Genomic DNA, 20,260 nt, shown 5'->3' on the forward strand with positions numbered 1-20,260 from the left:
CTAATTCAGATGAATCAAACACCCATAAAAGCGATTCTATTATTAATCGTATTCACTCTGTCCTGTCACACTCCACTTTTCTCACAGAGAGATTTTGAGCGACATGAGTTCTCGTTCCATGCCGGCTACGGTGTGATGTTTCATAATCCTCCCACACTAACGTTAAGTACCCACAGCTACCAACGTACACTTGCACAAGGCGTAAGCTGGGATGGACAATACCATTTCCGTCCTCTCAAACGCTTTATCTTCGGAGGAATCTACACCGGATTTTCTTCCAAAGGAAGCCATCCTGAAGGAAAAGACCATTTATGGGTTCATTTCATCGGCACGCAAATCGGAATGTGTAATGCCAATACCAAACATTGGCAAATCCGGGTGACAACCGGTCCCGGCGGAGTCATTCTGCGGAACAACAGCGAGGTATTCGGCAACACACGAAAAGTGAGAGCCTTCACTATCGGTCTCCTCACCAATGCCAATCTTACCTATAAGCTGAATTCCAACCTGGGAGTCAGTTTAGGAGTACAATATATGTATAGTGAGCTACTTAGAATAAGGACTTACTATCACGAAGAAAAGGTTACTGTAAAACTCAATTCAAATGATGATGTCAACCTCACGCGACTAAACATCACTACGGGATTATCCTATTATTTCTAACATCCACTAAAAAAAGCACTATGAAGAAATATATACTCATTCTCTTTTCCATCATCAGCCTCTGGAGCTGTAAAGAAACGGAAGATGAATCGATCGACATCACCGTTTTGCCTTCTGCCACCACTACAGGAGCCAACACATTCGGTTGCCTGATGGACGGCTGGATTTATGTGGGAGGGCGATACCTGAATTGGGGACACTCGTATGTATGGACGTATGATTCATTCCACTATTACACAGAAGAAGACAAACTCTCTGTTAGTGTTTCCGTAAAGCCCGGTATCAATCTATCTTTCACTATTTTATCGCCCCAAGAAGGCAAAGAATCAACGATTACCGATATAGAGTTCGGAAGAGAAGAGCTGGAAGACGGAACAGCTTTCATAAGCCGTTTCGACACAGAAATGAAAATTATCAGTGTCACATTCGGTAACGGCAAACGGCTGACTAACGGACGTTTTGATATTCATTATACGGAACACAACAGTAATACCGGAGCCCAATCCTGATATAATCTGATACAGCCTATGCATTTCCGCAAAATCCATAGTTTCCCAGGATAGAAAACCCGTCAATCACCGGTTCCGGAAGCTGTAATACAAACGTAGCATATTTGTTACGCGTTCTTCAACCAACTGTAAAAAGTAAGAAACGTCAACCCTCTACTTTTGCAGCAAATAATTAACGCACGCTAACATTTATGAAACGATTTTTGAAATTTGTCTCATTTGTTCTTTTGGTCATGAGCACAAGCGGTAACACTTTCGCAGAAGAAAAAGTGAACGTAGTCAAACAAGGCACTATCCGCGGACGCATCGTAGATACTTCCAAACAGACCCTTCCGGGAGCATCCATCTATATCGAAAAGCTACATACCGGGGTGACCAGTGATGTCAACGGTTATTATACTTTCGCCAATCTTACTCCGGGCACATACACCGTAAAAGTAAGCTACGTAGGCTACTCACCCGTTGAAATGAAAATCACCATTCCGGCCGGAAAGACACTCGAAAAAGACGTAATCCTGAATGAAGGACTCGAACTGCAAGAGGTAGTAGTAGGCGGAGCTTTTCAGGGGCAACGCCGCGCCATCAACTCGCAGAAGAACACACTAGGGATCACCAATGTCGTTTCAGCCGATCAGGTGGGTAAATTCCCTGACTCCAATATCGGAGACGCACTGAAGCGTATCAATGGTATTAACGTACAATACGATCAGGGAGAAGCCCGCTTCGGACAAGTACGCGGAACTTCGGCCGATCTTAGTTCTGTAACAATCAACGGCAACCGTCTCCCTTCTGCCGAAGGCGACACACGTAATGTGCAGCTCGACCTTATTCCTGCCGATATGATACAAACCATCGAAGTAAGCAAGGTAGTCACCTCGGATATGGATGGAGATGCCATTGGCGGTTCTATCAATCTGATTACTAAAAGTACTCCTTATAAACGAACCATCAGTGCCACAGCAGGAACCGGATACAACTGGATTAGCCAGAAAGCCCAACTGAACCTGGGTTTCACTTATGGCGACCGCTTCTTCAACGACAAATTGGGAATGATGGCAGCCGTTTCTTATCAAAATGCTCCGGTAGGTTCGGATGATGTAGAATTTGAATACGATGTGAATAAGAAAGGAGAAGTAGTAATGGTAGAAGCACAAAAACGCCAGTACTACGTGACACGTGAACGCCAAAGCTACTCACTGGCTTTCGATTACGAAATAAACCCGAATCACCGACTGACACTGCAAGGCATCTACAACCGCCGTCACGACTGGGAAAACCGCTATCGCGTCACCTACAAAGACCTCGACAAAACAGGACCGGACGATGAAGGCGAAATGCAGCAATCTGCCCAAATAGAGACTAAGGGAGGTACTCCCAACAACAAAAACGCCCGCTTGGAACTGCAACAGACAATGGATTTCAGCCTGGGCGGAGAACATCAGTTCGGCAAACTGTCAATGAACTGGGGAGCTTCTTACGCAGGTGCCAGCGAAGACCGTCCGAACGAAAGATACTTCAATCTGAAACAAGACTTTCTCGGATTTGACATCGTGGATGCAGGCGGCCGTTTTCCGTATGTGACAACCGATGTAAACCTGCACAACGGAGAAGTGGACGGTGAAAGAGGAAAATGGAAAGTGAAAGAACTAACCGAAAGCAACCAGGAAATCTACGAAAAAGACCTGAAGTTCAAAGTAGATTTCGAACTGCCGCTGGCCAACGGAATCTATGGAAACAGCCTGAAATTCGGAGCCAAATATGCATCCAAGACTAAAAATCGCGATGTAACCGTCTACGACTACGCAGACGCCTACAAGGATGCATACAAAACAGCGTATATGGACAACCTCACGAGTGAGATTCGCGACGGCTTCATGCCCGGCAATCAGTATAAAGCCACCGATTTCGTATCCAAAGAATATCTGGGTTCGCTCGACCTGAAAAACATGGAGGGTGAACAGGTGCTCGAAGAATCTTCCGGCAACTATCATGCTAAAGAGAATGTGACTTCCGCTTTTTTCCGCTTCGACCAAAACCTGGGAAAGAAACTAAAAATGATGCTGGGTCTCCGCATGGAAGCCACTCATATCAAATACGACGGCTGGAACTGGATGGTGGATGAAGAGGAAAACGAAACGCTTGAACCGACCGGAGATCATAAAAACAACTATGTCAACTGGCTCCCCAGCGTATTATTGAAATACGATGTGACCGATGATTTCAAAGTTCGCGCCTCTTTCACAGAAACATTGAGCCGCCCCAAATATTCCGCATTAATTCCATGTGTCAATATCAACCGCAGCGACAATGAACTCGTGATGGGTAATTCTGACCTGACTCCCACCCTCTCATACAACTTCGATTTAAGTGCCGATTACTATTTCAAGAGCGTCGGTCTGGTCAGTGCAGGTATCTTCTATAAGAAAATCAACGATTTCATTGTCGATCAGGTGATTGGTGACTATACCTACCAAAACAATGAATACAAGAAGTTCACCCAACCCAAAAACGCAGGTGATGCCGACTTGCTTGGTGTGGAACTGGCTTATCAACGTGATTTCAGCTTCATCGCTCCGGCATTGAAATGCATCGGATTTTACGGTACATACACCTACACTCACACCAAAGTGAACAACTTCAATTTCGAAGGGCGCGAAAATGAGAAAGACCTCTCCTTACCCGGTTCTCCCGAACATACGGCAAACGCCTCACTCTACTTCGAAAAGAAAGGTTTTAACGTACGTCTCTCCTACAACTTTGCATCCAGCTTTATCGACGAAATGGGAGAAGTTGCCGCACTAGACCGTTACTATGATGCCGTGAACTATATGGACCTGAACGCAAGCTATACATTCGGCAAGAAGTTCAAAACAACATTCTACGCAGATGCTACCAACTTATTGAACCAACCATTGCGTTATTATCAGGGCACTAAAGACCGTACCATGCAGTCTGAACACTACGGTGTAAAGATAAACGCCGGCGTAAAAGTGAACTTCTGATGCGAGCCAAACAACGATATTCATTCCTTTAAAAGGAAGCCCCCGTTGGTTTAAAAGGAACAGAGCATTGGTTTAAAAGAAACGTTCTCTTCCTTTTAAACCAACAAGCCAAAAGATTCAGAATAACTATCTATATATAAACAACTAATATACAACAGAATATGAATATGAAAATTAAGAGTTTATTGATTCTCGCATTAGTCTCCGTCTGTACATTCGTTCAGGCACAGTTGACGGACTACTCTATATTTGACAAGAAGTTTAACTTCTACGTAGCGAATGATTTAGGCCGCAACGGATATTACGACCAAAAGCCAATAGCCGAATTAATGGGTACGATGGGCGAAGAGATCGGTCCTGAATTTGTTCTGGCCACCGGAGATGTCCATCACTTCGAAGGAGTTCGCAGCGTGAACGACCCTTTGTGGATGACCAACTACGAATTAATCTACTCCCATCCGGAACTAATGATCGACTGGTTCCCTATCCTGGGAAACCATGAATATCGCGGAAACACGCAAGCCGTATTGGATTACACCCATATCAGCCGCCGCTGGACAATGCCCGCCCGTTATTACACCCAAACATTCGAAGAGAAAGGTGCCACCATCCGCATCGTCTGGATTGACACGACTCCTCTGATTGAGAAATACCGCCAGGAAAGTGATAAATATCCCGATGCCTGCAAACAGGATGTCAACAAGCAACTATCCTGGCTGGAATCTGTGCTTGCCAATGCAAAAGAAGACTGGGTTATCGTAGCCGGACACCATCCCATCTACGCTTATACTCCCAAAGAGGAAAGCGAACGACTGGACATGCAGAAACGGGTTGACACCATCTTACGCAAGCACAAGGTAGATATGTACATCTGCGGACACATCCATAACTTCCAGCATATCCGGGTTCCGGGAAGTGACATCGATTATGTCGTTAACTCCTCCGGCTCACTGGCACGCAAAGTGGAACCTATCGAAGGTACAAAGTTCTGCAGCCCCGAACCGGGTTTCTCTGTCTGCTCTATCGACAAAAAAGAGCTCAACCTTCGTATGATAGATAAAAAAGGGAATATACTTTATACGGTGACCCGAAAGAAATAAATTCTCTTGATGATATAAATTCTACTCTCAGTGAAAAAACACACAACCCGAGGCGTTCCTTTCGCGATGAAAGGGACGCTTCTTTATATAATTACCCTTGAACCTATTTTGTGGGATAATATACGTTTGCAGCCAACCAATAGTCAGCTACTTACTTCATCTTATTAGTGTTCTCCGGATGCGCAATCATCATCGGGACGTAACTCTATGCCTTTTCCGATACATCACCCTGCTCCGCTGTCTTCGCAGGACCGCTGTTTTTCACAGCGCCTTTCTGAATTGTCGATTCATTCCCATCCCGAACTGCCATATAGTGCGGTGACATAATTTCAATGCCGGCCTCATTAAATTTATCCTGAATGTTCTGATGCAAATCCGAATAAATCTGTGCCATCTTATCTGCCTGTTTGATATAAGCATTAATTTGATAGACCGGATACCAGTCGCTCAACGAAGTTTCCAACACAAACGGACGCGGATCATCCACCACTCCGGGAGTGTTCAACGCAGCGTCAATCAGTATCTGATTAACCCGCCGCCAGGGAATATCATAACCGATAGATACTTCCGAGTGAATAATCAGTCCATATTCGCGTGCCGAAGTACTATAGTTTACCGTATGAGACGACATGATAAATGAATTGGGAACAGTCACAACCTCATTTTTAGGAGTCCGGATGCGGGTGACAAGAGGAGTTTTTTCGATGATATCTCCGGTGGTATCATTCAATTTGATCCGGTCGCCCATCTTGAACGGACGCATATAAGTAATCACCAGTCCGGCAATAATATTACCGATAACCGTACTTGATCCGAGCGAAACGATCAATCCGACAAATACCGAAATCCCTTGGAACACACCGGAATCGGAGCCCGGAAGATAAGGATAAATCATCGCAATCATAAATGCATAGAGCAGGAAACGGGCGATATGGAAAGTCGGCATCGCCCAGTCCGGATAGAAGCCGTTGATTTTGAGTCGTCCTGCTTCCACTTCACGTGCCAGATACAAGACGAGACGTACCAAATACTTCACGGCATACCAGATGACGATGATGGTAAACAGTTTGGGCACATAATCGATAATACCCACAAAGATACCGCGAATCGGATTCCATATATAGCCCAACAGTTGATATGCCAGTCCTTCTGTCTGCGGGAAGATGATAAAAATCAACGGTACGGTAAACAGTAGCTGCAATCCCATCAGTATATACCGCCCGATACTGGACAGGAATACTAACAGATTCGCCTGTTTCTGCGCATCCAGCAATTCATATCCCTGGATGGCTACCGGTTTTATCTTCGTGTCTTTCAGGCGCAGGATACGCGCTTTCAGTTTACGGAACAACCAGTTGGTCAAGCGGAACAGGAAATACTGTCCTGTAATTACCAACACAAAATAGAGCACACGCTTTGCCATTCGCCAAAGTCCGTGCTCGGCTTTCATCTCATGCAGTTTGGTAATGACACTCTGCTGTCTTTCCTTAGCTAGCGAATCACGGGAAACTCCTTCCCATAAGGCATCCTGATCGGTAAGAGAAAGCAATACTTTGCTGCCGTACATCAAATCGGAAACTATGTCCGAATGGTCGATAGCCACAGAATCGGGTTGTAGATTGAAGCGTCTTCCTATTTCTTCAATTGCCGCACCGGTCATTTGGGCACGTTGCTGGGGAGTATATCCACCCCGTTTGGTGAAAAGGTAAAATAAGGTATCACCGTCCGCCACTACCGGTATTCCTTTTGTGAACTGCCGCAGGGAGTCGATACGCTGTCGTTGCTGTGCATATTTTACGGAGTCGGCGGTAGCCATCTGGAGTTTCATCTGCTCCATTTCCATCCTCATATTCGCCTCATTGAGCCGGGCTTCTTCCAATGATTTCTGCATATTTACCAGATGGATAGAGTCCGAATCCCGTTTCAAAGGAACATGTCCGCCCGTTATTGTATCTCCGGCAAATATCTTCTTAACCGCCTGTTCCAACTGTGCTTGCGCCCCGATTGCCAGGAAAGAAAAGAACAACACCAGTAACGACCGTTTTATTTTATTTATTTCCATACCTTATATTCCTTGATTATAATTAAGGTTAATCTAACATTTCATTAAAAACAGAGCAAACATACGGATTGTTTTTGACATTACCATTTCCAAATTGATTATCTTTGCCACTAAAAGAGAAAAAAGCATGAATATATTATTACTTATCGGGGGATTAATCCTCATTCTTCTAGGAGCCAACGGATTAACAGACGGTGCCGCCTCGGTAGCCAAGCGTTTTCATATCCCTCCCATCGTGATCGGACTTACCATCGTTGCATTCGGCACTTCTGCCCCGGAACTGACGGTCAGTGTATCTTCTGCCATCAAAGGCAGCGCGGATATTGCCATAGGCAACGTGGTGGGAAGTAACATTTTCAATACGTTGATGATTGTGGGCTGCACGGCCTTATTCGCCCCGATTGTCATCACCCGCAATACACTTAGAAAAGAGATACCACTCTGCATACTTTCTTCTATTGTCTTGCTGATTTGTGCCAATGATGTATTCCTGGATAAAGCTCCGGAGAATATCCTGAACAGAGTAGACGGCTTATTATTGCTTTGTTTTTTTGTTATCTTCATGGGTTACACCTTTGCCATCGCCTCCAAGCCGAGCACAACAGAACAGGCGGGACAGATAGAAGCTCCGACCATAGAAGAGGAGACAGAAATCAAATCACTCCCCTGGTGGAAATCCATTCTTTATATCATCGGAGGTTTGGCTGCCCTCATTTTTGGAGGTCAGTTGTTTGTTGACGGCGCCACAGGCATCGCCCGCAACCTGGGTGTCAGCGAATCGATTATCGGACTGACACTGGTCGCAGGAGGTACTTCCCTTCCTGAACTGGCTACGTCTATCGTTGCCGCATTAAAGAAGAATCCGGAAATTGCCATTGGAAATGTGATCGGTAGTAACCTCTTCAATATATTCTTTGTACTGGGATGTAGCGCCAGCATCACTCCTCTCCGTCTTAGCGGAATTACCAACTTCGACCTGTTTACGTTGGTAGGTTCCGGTATTCTGCTCTGGTTATTCGGGCTGTTCTTTGCCAAAAGAACTATCACGAGAATTGAAGGAGGGATTATGATACTTTGTTATGTGGCGTACACGGTGATATTGATTTATAACACTTGAGAATAATAAAGAGGCTGTGTCAAAACTCTCCTTTCATTCATACTGGTAAATTAAAACTAATCGTTATTTCACCTCAACAGTTGTCAATACGTTAACACCATATTTCCCGTCTTCAGATACCCACCAGGTGGTATTGCCATTCGCACAGCGAAGGGCGTAACGAGGATTATATTTCAACCGTTCCGAACCGTCGGGTATCCACAGACCCAGTCTGTATTCTCCGGCAGGCATTGAGCCTTGTAATTGAAGAGACTGATTTACAGAATGTACCAATGGCGTATATGCCGTGTCTCCCGGTTGGAACGGTTGCCAATCCAACGGGTTGGCTTCCGTCAGGAATTCGGAGACTTTCCCTTTGTCGTCAATCAACACAAAGTAGACAGGATGCTCCCCAAAGACAGTGGCAAAACCTCTGTTTACCAAGCCTAATTTCAGTTGGTTTTCCTTACCAGACTGTAATTTTTCCGGCAGTTGAAGTGACTGCAATTCAATCCGATAGCCAAGATGGTCGCGTATATAATCGAACATATTACGTTGTACCTTCGTTCCGTCCTGCTTCTGAAAATAACTGTCGGATACAGGCATATGATGCTGACGAAGTGAATCTTCCGTTATCATTGTTTTCTTCCACACAATCATGGAGTATTCGGGAGGATTGTTCTCATCAAACCTGTTATTAGGATGCTGCTCTTTATAATTATGGATAATACTCAATGAAGTATAATGCTGGAGAAACAGGCGTCTCGCCGTTTGCATACCATCGATAATCCATCCTGCCGAAGGGCTGTCCGGATCGGCACCTACACTCCAAAATCCCCAGGGAAGTTCACCGTCTACCACCAAATAAGGAGACTCTCTTACAATCTGGTCGAATTTGACAGTTCCTTCGTGCATATCAGCATCCCACCTGTCAGGCCGTATGACAATAAAGTCATCGTGGAACGAGAGTCTTTTATACAGTTCCGGTTTATCTTTCAACAGGTTCTTAAATTCCGGTAATCTCACTTGTACATTTCTCTCTACGGGAACCACCGAAAGCAATTTTTCCAACACGGCTGCTTTTGTTTCTTCCGAGTTCTCCAAACCCTGAATAGAACTATGCCATTCTCCCCATGCACCGATCATTCCGGCTTGCACTACCAAAATCAGGTCTTTATTTTTCTCCAGGAAAGGTTTCAACTGGTCCAAATGTTCCAAAATCTGTTCCCCGGTAGGACCGACGGCGGCTCTCCCCATAAAGTCCCGCTCATAAGCAAAACGCAACACCGCCTTCTTACCCAACTTCTGTAGTTCATCAAAATAGGTTTGCATAGTTTGGAAGTTTTCCTCCGATAGTTTTTCACCTATTAAATAGGTAAGATAGAAATAGCTTTGAGCGAGCGACACACTGTCTGCTACATACTTTTCCGACAGTTCCAACAATTCCGTTGTCGGACGATCTTTCTCGTGCAACACATCTACCGCCGTCTCCAAACGGAATCCTCTTCCGGGATTATAGAGTCCATTTTCACCATGCAGATCATCCACACAAATTCCGCGAAACTCAAGAGTCCGTTGAGAATCACCACAGCCGCTTACCAGCAGGGCCAATAAGGCAGCCATCACACTGCCATACATCCAATTCTTCTTCATAGTAATATTTTGTTTGCAGGCAAATATATAACAAATCAAAACACGGGCACAGATTACAACCCATTTCGCACAGGAAAGTATCAGTTTGGGATAAAAAAAGCAAAAGTATTGATTAATGCTAAGATTGTATTTGTCTCGCAAGTGGAATAACCCTACCTTTGTCACAGCAGTCAGTAACAGTTAACTGACCATTAAAATAATCCTTAAACAGTAAATAATACATGAATAGATTAAATTGGTTCTTCTTACTAATAGTTACCGTTCTGTTGATTCCGACAGAAAAGGCCACCGCAAAAAAGAAAACAGAAAAGTGTGACAGAGAAATATGGTGCGAAGTGATGTACCGGATGGCTGCTCCCGTATTAAGTAATATGAGCGAAGGAGCGCTAAAACAAAATATGCTTGTCGAATTAAGCCCGACATGGGACGGCCGCAACAAAGATGTCACTTATATGGAATGTTTCGGACGACTGATGGCAGGACTGGCTCCCTGGTTGTCACTGCCGGATGATAACACCACAGAGGGAACCCACCGTAAACAGCTCCGCGAATGGGCACTGAAAAGCTACGTCAATGCCGTAGACCCGAAAAGCCCGGACTATCTGTTATGGCGCCAGGAGGGTCAGACACTGGTAGACGCAGCCTATATCGCCGAAAGTTTTCTACGAGGCTATGATGCTCTATGGACGCCATTGGACAGCCTCACCAAACAACGTTACATCAATGAATTCACTCAACTCAGACGAGTTGATCCGTCATATAGCAACTGGTTATTGTTCAGTGCAACTGTCGAATCGTTTCTTCGAAAAGCAGGAGCACCCAGCGACACCTACCGTATCAGTTCTTCCTTACGGAAGATAGAAGAATGGTACGTAGGTGACGGCTGGTATTCGGACGGCCCCAACTTCGCATTCGATTATTACAATAGTTTCGTGATACATCCTATGTATATAGAATCACTGGAAATAATCACCGAAGCCGGCAAACACAAAAATATATGGAATATGCCCGGCTGCGATTATCAGAAAGCAATCACACGGGCACAACGATTCGGCATGATTCTCGAACGGCTTATTTCTCCGGAAGGCACACTGCCTGTTGTCGGACGTTCCATCACTTACCGCACCGGTTCCCTACAAACACTGGCATTACTCGCCTGGCGCAAATGGCTTCCCGAAGAATTGACAAACGGACAAGTACGTGCCGGCATGACTGCTGTTATCGAGCGTATGTTTGGCAACGACCGCAACTTCAATGAAAAAGGTTTTCTAACACTAGGCTTCAATGGTTCACAACCCGGCATCTCCGATTATTACACCAATAACGGCAGCTTATATATGGCGTCACTTGCCTTCCTGCCGTTAGGTCTTCCTGCCGACGATCCCTTTTGGACAGATGCTTCACAGCCCTGGACTTCGAAAAAGGCATGGGATGGAGAGGATTTTCCAAGAGATCATTCTTATCATGAGGAATAATTGATAATCAGCATTATATAATAGTTTCCAGTTGTACAGGAAACTATTATCCATTCACACTGAAAAAACAAATAAAAAGCAATTTGTATAAAAGTATTGGTATATGCTAATATTATATTTGTCTCCTTTTCACAATAGCCCTACCTTTGCTTATCATCAATGATGACGTCTTATTAAACAACGAATAAAACATTAACCATTTAAATAAAAGTATCATGAATAGACAAAACCTTTTAACATTACTCGCTACATTCGCATTACTCTTCAGCTTCACATATTCTTGTAATGCCAAAGGAAAAGACAAGGCCAAACACGTTGTTTTCATTGGTTTAGATGGCTGGGGCGCATATAGCCTACCCAAAGCAGATATGCCTAATGTCAAACAATTAATGGAGAACGGAGCTTATACATTAAAGAAACGTTCCGCACTTCCTTCGTCCAGCGCTATCAACTGGGCCTCCATGTTTATGGGAGCGGGTCCGGAACTGCACGGATACACCGAATGGGGATCCAAAACTCCGGAACTTCCCTCACGAGTATTAAATCAACACGGCATTTTCCCTACTGTATTCCAATTGCTGCGCGACGCCCGCCCGGAAGCAGAAATCGGTTGCCTCTACGAATGGGAAGGTATCAAATATTTAGTGGACACCCTTTCTCTGAACTATCATTATCATGTTGCCGATTGCAACAAAACTCCCAAAGAATTAGGCAATATGGCATCAGCCTATATAAAAGAGAAACATCCGGCCCTTGTTGCCATCTGCTACGACGGCCCCGACCATACCGGACATACTGAAGGACATGATACTCCCGCCTATTATGAAAAACTCAAAGAGTTGGATATATATGTCGGTCAAATTGTCCAGGCTGTAAAAGACGCAGGAATCCTTGATGATACTATTTTTATATTAACTTCCGACCACGGCGGCATTGACAAAGGACACGGCGGCAAGACAATGCAAGAAATGGAAACAGCTTTCATCATTTCCGGCAAGAATATTAAAAAAGGACTTCGTTTTGATGACGTAAGCATGATGCAATATGATGTAGCTTCTACCATAGCATCTATTTTCAATCTCGAACAACCACAAGTCTGGATAGGCAGACCGATGAAGATGGTTTTCAAATAATCACTCTTTTCTCCATACTCATCTTATTTGCTGAAATATAGTCATTATATAAAACATCCAATATTCAATGGACCCAATTTCTATATCGGACTCACGTTAATTTGCTACTTTCATTTTAGAATTCTTTTTTAGGCTATTACATTATGAAATATAAATCGGAATGCCTATATTTGCACATAGCCAAAAATAACGGCCGTTATTATTACCGTGGTGGAATTTAAAAAGAAAGAGCTATGAAATTTTATAATCGAGAGAAAGAATTGCAGAGATTAAATAAAACTAGAGAAGTAGCTTTTAATAATCATTCTCAAATGACTGTCCTTACAGGTCGTAGGCGTATCGGTAAAACAAGTTTAATTTTAAAGTCTTGCGAAAATACACCTACAGTCTATCTCTTTGTAAGCCGGGGAAATGAAACAATGCTTTGCAACCAGTTTGCACAAGTTGCGAGCAGAGAGCTTAATACCTTTATTTCACCGGATATCTCATCATTTTCAAATCTCTTTGAAACACTAATGGGTATAGGACGAAATATGTCCTATAACTTAATTATAGACGAATTTCAAGAGTTCTTTTACATCAATGAAACAATATACAGTCAAATGCAAGACATTTGGGATAGATATAAGGATACTACCCACGTGAATTTAATTGCCAGTGGTTCTGTCTACACCCTTATGCATCGTATTTTCATGGATTATAAAGAGCCCCTTTACGGACGTTGTGATAGCGTAATGAAATTACGACCGTTTGAAACTACTATTCTGAAAGAAATATTATCGGATCATAAACCTAACTACACAAATGAAGACTTACTAGCTTTGTACACGTTTACAGGTGGAGTTCCCAAATATATAGAGAATTTCATCGATAATGGCTGTATGAGTGTTGATGAAATGATTGATTTTATGATGCTCCCAGACTCCATGTTCCAAAACGAAGGAAAGACGCTATTGATTCAAGAGTTTGGAAAAAAATACGGAAATTACTTTGCTATTTTATCAGCAATAGCGAATGGCGACAATACGATTCCAAAACTCAACGACACGACCGGGGAAACAACGGTTACCGGACATTTAAAGCGGTTGGAAGAGGATTATGAATTGATTACAAAGAAACGACCTATTTTTGCAAAAGACGGAACGCAAACTGTCCGTTTTGAGATATCTGATTTGTTTTTGCGCTTTTGGTTTCGTTATTTCACAAAATATAACGATCTCATTGAAACAGGAAACCTTGAACTGTTAGGAAAAATAATAAAAGATGATTACCCAACCTATTCAGGGTTAACGCTTGAAATGTATTTCCGTCAAAAGATGGCTGAAAGTAAAGAATTCCGGAATATCGGTTCCTGGTGGCAGACAAAAAAGGAAAAGATCCCTTGTGAAATTGATTTTGTAGGGATTTATGCAGATGACAAGCATGCATTAGTAGCCGAAGTGAAACGACAACGCAAAAACTTTAAGCCAACAGAATTTAGAGAGAAAGTAGAAACAATCCGTACTAAAATCCTCTCTAAATATGAGATAGACAGTCGTTGCTTAAGTATGGATGATATGTAGTAAATATTTTTTCGCAGGTTATAAAAATTAAAAGAATGGTTTCATTCAAGGTATATTTCAGCAATAATCTTTCAATATACTGAAAGATTATTGCTGAAATATAGTCATTATATAAAAAGTCTACTCACTGAAAAAATGACTCTTCTTAAAAAAAGAATATCTAAACAGTCTGGAAAGGCATTAATTACATCCACCGTTTGAAAAGAATAGAAAAGCGCCGGCATTTACAAGTACAAAAATCTTTTTTATTATTATTTAAATGATTCCCCAATCAAATCGCAACATTTTTCCTTCTTTATCTACCATTTAAAAGGTATAAATTCAAATATTACACATTCCTATCACTGTCTTGTTTTCAATATTTATAATAAACCAGAGGGAAAACAAGCACCTAATAGCCCCTTCACATCTTCCTCACCGAGAAACAATAGCTTCTCCGGTGAGAAACAAATCGATGCACACCGAGGAACACCTCATTGGTTTTAAAGTAATAAGTGCTTTACAAACAGGAAAAAATGCATATTCCGTATAGCTTTATACAATATCAGCTTATATTTTCGTATATACATACAGTTATTTATGCAATATCTTCTATAGTTCATCAATTTTAGCATAATCACTTTTCAACAAAATCTTAAAAATAGCACATTAATAGAGAAAAGATATGCAACTTTCAACTATGGTATCAGCCAAATTCCGGAATTATTAAAACGAGAAAAAGGCACAACCATTTGCTGCCTGCAAACAGCAAATGATTATATACCCAATTTTGAAGATGAAATCGCAGATCCAATGGAACCAAATAGTAAATCAAAGCCATTCATTCTTTATTTCATTTATCTTCTGCCGGAAATTTTTATATATCCCAGAGGGCATTATATAAATCAGGCTTTAATATTCATACCAATAAATTCGTCAATTAATGGTATTTCAGTATCACATTAAAGAAATTATATTGTCTTTTTTACTCATATTTATGCTTTTTGTTAATATTGTATTAGTATTTGATAAAATTATATTTGTCCCTCGTACTAAACCACCCTACCTTTGCTCCCAGATTCAAACAATATAAAATTATATATGCAATGAAAAACAAATTATTTTATCTTATTGGAGTAGCACATCTATTAAGTTACATCAGTAAATAGACTTCCAGTGTAAGCAATGTTGATGGAAAATATTCCCTATTGCCACTCACAATTAACAAAACGAATTATATGTCTAAGAGTTTATAAATCTAATGCAATAAATCATGAGTAAAAAAATTCATTTCTTACTTTTCTTCTTTCTCTGCCTAGCCAGTATTCCATTGGTAGCCCAGAATATTGAAGTTAAAGGAGTCGTAACAGAAGCTACGACTAACGAGCCCTTACCAGGAGTCACAGTAAAAGTTAAAGGAAAAGACACTGGTACAGTTACAAATATGGACGGTAAATATACCGTTAAAGCCAATAAAGGCGATATACTGGTATTCTCTACAATAGGTATGAAAAGTATAGAGCATACAATATCATCTAACGCTCCGATTAATGTCAGTATGGAAGAAGACAATGTGGCTCTCGAACAAGTAGTTGTCATCGGATATGGTACAGCAAAGAAAAGTCACCTTTCCGGAGCTGTAAGTTCAGTAGGCGCAAAAGAACTGAATGGTGCCGTTGCCACAAATGCAGGTACAGCACTCCAAGGTAAAATTGCAGGTGTATCCGTAACAAGTACTAGCGGTGACCCGAATGAAGGAATGACCATTAACGTACGTGGTATCAGTTCTCTCTCTAGCAATGATCCACTTTACGTCATTGACGGTTCTTTCGGAGACCTTAGCATGGTAGATCCATCAGATATTGCTTCCATTGAAGTGTTGAAAGATGCGGCTGCCGCCGCTATTTATGGTTCTCGTGCAGCCGGTGGCGTTGTATTAGTAACTACTAAAAGCGGTCGTAAAGACATGCCTACAAAGCTTGAGGTAAACTTTTTCACAGGTTTCAGCCAGACACCGAAAAAACTGAAAGTATTTAATGGTGAAGAATACAGCCGCTTCGCACGTTATTATAAACTGTCTGCTGATGGTTACGGTAACGAGGTCGGTGCTGTTCCCTTTGTAGGTGAAGGTACTGATTGGCAAGAGGTAATGCTTCGCACCGCAATGACATACAAAGCAAACGCAAACATCAGCGGAGGTTCCAAGACAGGTTCATATAGTGCGTCCGCAAGCTATTTAAATAAGGAAGGAATTCTCCGTAACACTAGCCACGAATCTTATAATATTCGTTTGAAAAGTGACTATTCTTTTCTGGATAATAGGTTGGTTATCGGTGAGTCGCTGATTGTTCGCTTATCTAAAGGAGAAGGAAACATCAATCAAGATACAATGGGAGAAATCTTGCGTTTTCCCTCAGTCGTACCGGTATTTGATCCGACAAACTCTACAGGATGGGGAACTTCGGCCGATATCAATCTTCCGAACCCGTATGCATATTACTCAACGGTGAACAAAAACAATGAGAAAACTCAAATTTTCCTCAACGCTTATTTACAAGCTGAAATAATTAAAGGTTTAAAGTATAAGTTGAATCTCGGACTTAGAAAGGATCATAACAGGAGCCGCACATATACAGGCATTTACGATTTGGGGTCTGCTGGTAAAAACGATGCTCCAGACCTAAATGAGGGATCATCCGATTACGAATCGTGGGTTTTGGAGAATACGTTGAACTATGACAAGGTATTCGGTAAGCATAATATTTCTGCATTGGTTGGTTATTCTGCACAAAAAGACAAGAGCTATGGATTGAACGGTAGCAACACGGATATTCCAGAGTTCATCTACACTATGACAGGTAACGTTAAGACAATGACAGCCTCTAGTTCATTGAAAGAATTAACTCTCGTATCGCTCTTCGGACGTGTGATGTATACTTATGACGACCGCTACCTGTTTTCAGCGTCTATCCGTCGTGACGGTTCTTCACGCTTCCAAAAAAGACATCGATTCGGCAGCTTCCCTTCAGCATCCATCGGGTGGAATATCAATCGTGAAAAATTCTTCAAACCGCTGGAAAATATATTTGACCAATTCAAATTCCGTTTCAGCTATGGTAAACTAGGCAATCAGCAAATGGACAACTACTATCCCACTATTAGCATAGTATCCGATGGCATGAATTACCTTCAAGGAAATAATATATGGTTCGGTCAGTTACCCAACGTTACCGCAGTCTCACCTACCAACCTGACTTGGGAAAGTACGGAAACTTTTAACGTGGGACTTGATTTAAGCATGCTGAACGGTAAATTGACATTGACCGCCGATGCTTATGTAAAAAACACAAATGACGTATTACTACCCGTTCCTGTTTCAGGTTCAGCTGGTATCAGCGGACTTCCTATCCTAAACGCTGGACAAGTACGCAATAAAGGATTTGAACTATCTGTAAACTGGCGCAGCAATATCGGCGATAATTTCAACTATTATATAGGTGCAAACGTCACTACAGAGAAAAATAAAGTAACGAAGATTACGGCTGGAGGCGACGATATGGGTATTTCAGGTTATTCCGCTCACGCCGCTGCCAAAAATGGTATCAACAGATTTGAAAAAGGGCATCCTATGTCTTACTTCTATCTAGTTGAAAGTGATGGAATTTTCCGCACTCAAGAAGAAATTGACAATTACAAGAATAAGGATGGCAGACAAATACAACCGGGTGCACAACCGGGAGACGTTCGTTACAAAGACTGGAATGGTGATGGTATGATTGATGAAAATGACCAACATGATGTAGGTAATCCGTTCCCGGATTTCTCATTCGGTCTACGCATGGGAGGCGAATGGAAAGGATTTGACTTCAATCTTTTCTTTGATGGTATGACTGGTAACAAAATATATAATTATCAACGTTATTGCCTCGAATCTGGCAAGTTCAATGGCAACTACAGCACGAAGTTGGCTAACTCATGGAGACCGGACAATCAGAACACAGACATTCCTCGTTTCTCTAAAACAGATGGGATAGACAATGGCCTAGCCTTTACCGACAGATGGCTGGAAGATGGTTCTTACTTCCGACTGAAAACACTAGATATCGGTTATTCCCTTCCTAAGAGCCTGTTAAAGAAGGTAAAACTGGAAAATGTAAGAATCTATACATCAATGGAAAACCTGTTCACATTAAGTAAATATTCCGGCTATTCCCCTGACCTCGGTGAAAGTGGCAGCGTAGATATCGGAGTGGGTTACAACGTATTCTCAAGAGGAGTAGACCAAGGACGCTATCCACTCCCGCGTACTATCTCATTTGGTATTCAGGTTAGTTTATGATACAATGATAAAATCCACTAATTGAATTAATAACATGAAAAAGAATTGGTTATCATATATATGCATGGCAACTCTCTTATCCGGAGCACTGACTTCATGCAACGAAAATAAATTTCTGGATCTGAAAGATCCTAATCATTTCACGGAAGAAAACTTCTGGAGAAATAAAGCGGATGCAGAAAGCGGTCTTGCCGCTGCTTATTCCCCCATAAAATATCAAATGTACGGTTATTACGGAGCATTTGACGGATGGTTAAATTTAAATAGTCGTGGTGATGATATTTTTACGGTTCTGAATGAAGAACCTTCTATGTGGACCATCGCAACATTTCAAAACTCAACTACTACCGGATATGATCCGTATGGAGCGCTTTATGCTGGTATCCAACGTGCCAATCTTGTAATAAAAAACATCGATAAAATTCCAGCGGCAGGAATTAGTGAGGAAGACCGATCCATGATTAAAGGAGAGGCACTCTTTTTAAGAGGATTCCAATATTTCCTATTAGTTCATAATTATAAAGAAGTTCCTCTACGTTTAATTCCGTCTAACGAAGACGAAAGCAATAAACCCGCGGCTAAAGAAGAACAAATTTGGAAGCAAGCAGAGGATGATTTAAAAAATGCTATAAATAGCAATATTCCCGTCACTCGTTCCGGTGACGAGAAAGGACGTATTGAGAAAGGAGCAGCCATCGCTATGCTTGGAAAAGTATATTTATACCAGCACAAGTATCCAGAAGCAAAAGCTCAACTGGAACTATTGACGAAAGCCCCTTATTATCCAGGACGTTACGACTTAATTGAAAACTTTGCCGAGAATTTTACTACAGCGAATGAGAACAATAAGGAATCTGTTTTCGAATTGCAATATAGTAGTGATGGTGAATTGACATGGGGTAACGAAAGCGGTATCAACCTAGGTAACTCACTTCCAACATTTGTAGGTCCGGTTGCCGCCGGTGGTTGGGCTAAGCTGATGCCTTCCAGCTTTGCCGTCGGCCAGTTTGTGCAAGAAGAACGTCCTGCCGGTTCGGATACGAAGTATGACAAACGCATGTATGCAAGCTTATTTTTCAATCCCGAAGCTATGGGAGATGTAGTGAAGAACGAGAAATGGTATGGAGGAAGCCGTTCTATGGAGCAACTTTGGGATGGCAATAGCGGTAAAATGAGTGGTGGTGCTCCATCTTACAGTCAAGGTGACGGTAAGTTTTTGCTAAAAAAATACACTGCATATTTTGTAAATGCTTCTGATGCTGATATTATGGGTCATAAGGAAGGGAAAGCAAACAATTTACGAGCTATGCGATTCTCAGAAGTGCTGTTAATGTACGCCGAAGCTTGTGCCAAAACAAACGATGTAAACGGGGCAAACACCGCATTGAAGCTCGTTCGCAAAAGAGCAGGATTAGCTGATAAGACATTTGCCCAATCGGACTTGATGTTAGAAATAGAGCACCAATGCTTGCTCGAGTTTTTTGGTGAAGGACATCGTTTTGACGACCTAAAACGCTGGTATACCACTGAAGAGATTAAAAATATTTTCACTGAAAATGAAAAACAGGGAGCAGAATACTTTCAAGAAAAACATAAATATTACCCTATTCCTTCTGGAGAGTTGAACAACAATGATGCCATGGTACAAACTGAACTATGGAGATAATATTTTTACAACCAATTTATA

General features: G+C 42.1%; 12 protein-coding genes. 10 read left to right on the forward strand and 2 right to left on the reverse strand.

Features of this window, described 5'->3' with window-relative positions; translation table 11 throughout:
• Nucleotides 1-9 precede the first annotated feature (9 nt).
• The 4 genes from HMPREF9009_RS02630 to HMPREF9009_RS02645 all read left to right on the forward strand — a co-directional run bounded on the left by HMPREF9009_RS02630 (nucleotide 10) and on the right by HMPREF9009_RS02645 (nucleotide 5,274).
• The gene (locus HMPREF9009_RS02630) at nucleotides 10-663 is read left to right on the forward strand and encodes a hypothetical protein (protein ID WP_004317090.1); all 654 of its coding nucleotides are present in this window, start codon (nucleotides 10-12) and stop codon (nucleotides 661-663) included.
• A gap of 20 nt (nucleotides 664-683) precedes the next feature.
• The gene (locus HMPREF9009_RS02635) at nucleotides 684-1,172 is read left to right on the forward strand and encodes a Riean_0653 family protein (protein ID WP_004317088.1); all 489 of its coding nucleotides are present in this window, start codon (nucleotides 684-686) and stop codon (nucleotides 1,170-1,172) included.
• A gap of 191 nt (nucleotides 1,173-1,363) precedes the next feature.
• A complete protein-coding gene (locus HMPREF9009_RS02640; RefSeq protein ID WP_049701379.1) occupies nucleotides 1,364-4,174 on the forward strand; it encodes a TonB-dependent receptor in 2,811 nt (936 codons plus the stop codon).
• A gap of 167 nt (nucleotides 4,175-4,341) precedes the next feature.
• Nucleotides 4,342-5,274, forward strand: a complete 933-nt coding sequence (locus HMPREF9009_RS02645) for a metallophosphoesterase (protein WP_004317085.1) — start codon at nucleotides 4,342-4,344, stop codon at nucleotides 5,272-5,274.
• A 205-nt stretch (nucleotides 5,275-5,479) separates the two neighbouring features.
• On the opposite strand, the gene HMPREF9009_RS02650 is transcribed toward HMPREF9009_RS02645, so the two are convergent.
• Nucleotides 5,480-7,336 (reverse strand): mechanosensitive ion channel family protein, encoded by a 1,857-nt coding sequence (locus HMPREF9009_RS02650; protein WP_008023353.1) that lies wholly within the window; start codon nucleotides 7,334-7,336, stop codon nucleotides 5,480-5,482.
• 127 nt (nucleotides 7,337-7,463) lie between these two features.
• On the opposite strand from HMPREF9009_RS02650, the gene HMPREF9009_RS02655 reads away from it, so the two are divergent.
• Nucleotides 7,464-8,453 carry a calcium/sodium antiporter gene (locus tag HMPREF9009_RS02655; RefSeq protein WP_049701380.1) on the forward strand — a complete coding sequence of 330 codons (990 nt, stop codon included), beginning with the start codon at nucleotides 7,464-7,466 and terminating at the stop codon, nucleotides 8,451-8,453.
• Nucleotides 8,454-8,516: 63 nt separating this feature from the next.
• On the opposite strand, the gene HMPREF9009_RS02660 is transcribed toward HMPREF9009_RS02655, so the two are convergent.
• Entirely contained in the window at nucleotides 8,517-10,085 is a 1,569-nt protein-coding gene (locus tag HMPREF9009_RS02660) for a DUF4832 domain-containing protein (protein WP_032811926.1), read from the reverse strand.
• A gap of 221 nt (nucleotides 10,086-10,306) precedes the next feature.
• Here HMPREF9009_RS02660 and HMPREF9009_RS02665 point away from each other — a divergent pair, with 221 nt between their 5' ends.
• From HMPREF9009_RS02665 to HMPREF9009_RS02685, 5 genes are all read left to right on the forward strand, one after another.
• A complete protein-coding gene (locus HMPREF9009_RS02665; protein ID WP_008023356.1) occupies nucleotides 10,307-11,560 on the forward strand; it encodes a DUF2264 domain-containing protein in 1,254 nt (417 codons plus the stop codon).
• Between the two features lie 215 nt (nucleotides 11,561-11,775).
• Nucleotides 11,776-12,693 carry an alkaline phosphatase gene (locus HMPREF9009_RS02670; protein WP_008023359.1) on the forward strand — a complete coding sequence of 306 codons (918 nt, stop codon included), beginning with the start codon at nucleotides 11,776-11,778 and terminating at the stop codon, nucleotides 12,691-12,693.
• 233 nt (nucleotides 12,694-12,926) lie between these two features.
• Nucleotides 12,927-14,255 carry an ATP-binding protein gene (locus HMPREF9009_RS02675; protein ID WP_008023361.1) on the forward strand — a complete coding sequence of 443 codons (1,329 nt, stop codon included), beginning with the start codon at nucleotides 12,927-12,929 and terminating at the stop codon, nucleotides 14,253-14,255.
• A 1,252-nt stretch (nucleotides 14,256-15,507) separates the two neighbouring features.
• The gene (locus HMPREF9009_RS02680; protein WP_008023366.1) at nucleotides 15,508-18,573 is read left to right on the forward strand and encodes a SusC/RagA family TonB-linked outer membrane protein; all 3,066 of its coding nucleotides are present in this window, start codon (nucleotides 15,508-15,510) and stop codon (nucleotides 18,571-18,573) included.
• Between the two features lie 34 nt (nucleotides 18,574-18,607).
• The gene (locus tag HMPREF9009_RS02685; protein WP_008023368.1) at nucleotides 18,608-20,239 is read left to right on the forward strand and encodes a RagB/SusD family nutrient uptake outer membrane protein; all 1,632 of its coding nucleotides are present in this window, start codon (nucleotides 18,608-18,610) and stop codon (nucleotides 20,237-20,239) included.
• The last annotated feature ends 21 nt before the right edge of the window (nucleotides 20,240-20,260 follow it).

It is taken from the genome of Bacteroides sp. 3_1_13 (genome assembly GCF_001185845.1).
Classification (GTDB): Bacteria; Bacteroidota; Bacteroidia; order Bacteroidales; family Bacteroidaceae; genus Bacteroides; species Bacteroides xylanisolvens.

Excerpts from the sequence above, each read along its gene's own strand:
- HMPREF9009_RS02630 (WP_004317090.1), top strand. The coding sequence starts at position 10 with ATGAATCAAACACCCATAAAAGCGATTCTATTATTAATCGTATTCACT.
- HMPREF9009_RS02635 (WP_004317088.1), top strand. The coding sequence starts at position 684 with ATGAAGAAATATATACTCATTCTCTTTTCCATCATCAGCCTCTGGAGC.
- HMPREF9009_RS02640 (WP_049701379.1), top strand. The coding sequence starts at position 1,364 with ATGAAACGATTTTTGAAATTTGTCTCATTTGTTCTTTTGGTCATGAGC.
- HMPREF9009_RS02645 (WP_004317085.1), top strand. The coding sequence starts at position 4,342 with ATGAAAATTAAGAGTTTATTGATTCTCGCATTAGTCTCCGTCTGTACA.
- HMPREF9009_RS02650 (WP_008023353.1), bottom strand. The coding sequence starts at position 7,336 with ATGGAAATAAATAAAATAAAACGGTCGTTACTGGTGTTGTTCTTTTCT.
- HMPREF9009_RS02655 (WP_049701380.1), top strand. The coding sequence starts at position 7,464 with ATGAATATATTATTACTTATCGGGGGATTAATCCTCATTCTTCTAGGA.
- HMPREF9009_RS02660 (WP_032811926.1), bottom strand. The coding sequence starts at position 10,085 with ATGAAGAAGAATTGGATGTATGGCAGTGTGATGGCTGCCTTATTGGCC.
- HMPREF9009_RS02665 (WP_008023356.1), top strand. The coding sequence starts at position 10,307 with ATGAATAGATTAAATTGGTTCTTCTTACTAATAGTTACCGTTCTGTTG.
- HMPREF9009_RS02670 (WP_008023359.1), top strand. The coding sequence starts at position 11,776 with ATGAATAGACAAAACCTTTTAACATTACTCGCTACATTCGCATTACTC.
- HMPREF9009_RS02675 (WP_008023361.1), top strand. The coding sequence starts at position 12,927 with ATGAAATTTTATAATCGAGAGAAAGAATTGCAGAGATTAAATAAAACT.
- HMPREF9009_RS02680 (WP_008023366.1), top strand. The coding sequence starts at position 15,508 with ATGAGTAAAAAAATTCATTTCTTACTTTTCTTCTTTCTCTGCCTAGCC.
- HMPREF9009_RS02685 (WP_008023368.1), top strand. The coding sequence starts at position 18,608 with ATGAAAAAGAATTGGTTATCATATATATGCATGGCAACTCTCTTATCC.